General features: G+C 65.4%; 1 pseudogene. It reads left to right on the top strand.

The features are described 5' to 3' along the window. Window positions 1–943: pseudogene (locus tag ISS99_RS00060) on the top strand (hypothetical protein); the annotation flags it as partial.

Below are 943 nucleotides of genomic sequence, written 5' to 3'. Positions count from 1 at the left end.
GGTCAGCAGCGGCGGCGCCCTGGATCTGGGCAAAGGCACGGTGACGGGGACGCTCACTGCCACCGGCAACGGCGCGATCTCGCAAGCCAGCGGCAACGGCTCGGGATTGACCGTCACGCAGGCGGCGAGCTTCACGCAGAACGCCAACGGCGCCGACGTACTGCTCGGCAATACGAACAATCAGTTCAACAGCAGCGTGACTTTTTCTCCCGCTGCAGGCGTGGAGATCGGTAGCCTGTCGCTTGCTGCAACCAGTGCTCCCGGCGGTACGGTAACGCTACCTGGCGCGGTGTCGGGCAATTTGACCTTGAATTACGGGTCATCGGCGTTGACCGTGCCCAATAGTATCGTCGTCGGCGGCAACTTGAGCATGACGGGGAGCGATATCACGCTCAACGGCAACGAAAGCACCGGCGGTTCGCAGACGTATAACGGCCATCTGTTGCTAGGCGCCGCTACCGTGTTGACCGCCACCGCGGGTGGGGTGACGTTCAACGGTACCGTCGACAATGCGACGTCGACTACGCAGGAAGCGCTGACGATCAACGCGGCCGGTCCGGTGGCCTTCGACGGTGCCGTCGGCGCCATCGGCAACGGTGCGCTGAGCAGCTTGACCGTCACCAGCACGGGCGCTTCTGCGGGTATCACCCAGGGCGGCCTGCTCTATGTCAGCGGCGCCAGCACGTTCAATGCAGGCACCAGCGGTGCCATTACGCTGGGCGAATCCACCAACCAACTGCAAGGTCCGGTGAGCCTGACGGGCGGAACCGTCACCCTGGCCAACAGCGACGCGACGATACTGGGTTCGGGCACGGTCACCGGCGCTTTGACGCTGACGAGTGCGGGCGCCGGCGGCATTTCGCAGGCGACCGGCACCACGCTGACGGCGACGGGCGGCGGCAGCATCACGGCGAGCAACGGCGCCATTGCGCTGGGCAACCAG

Source organism: Dyella mobilis, assembly GCF_016904945.1.
Classification (GTDB): Bacteria; Pseudomonadota; Gammaproteobacteria; order Xanthomonadales; family Rhodanobacteraceae; genus Dyella_B; species Dyella_B mobilis.
This window is presented reverse-complemented; position numbering and strand designations above follow the sequence as displayed.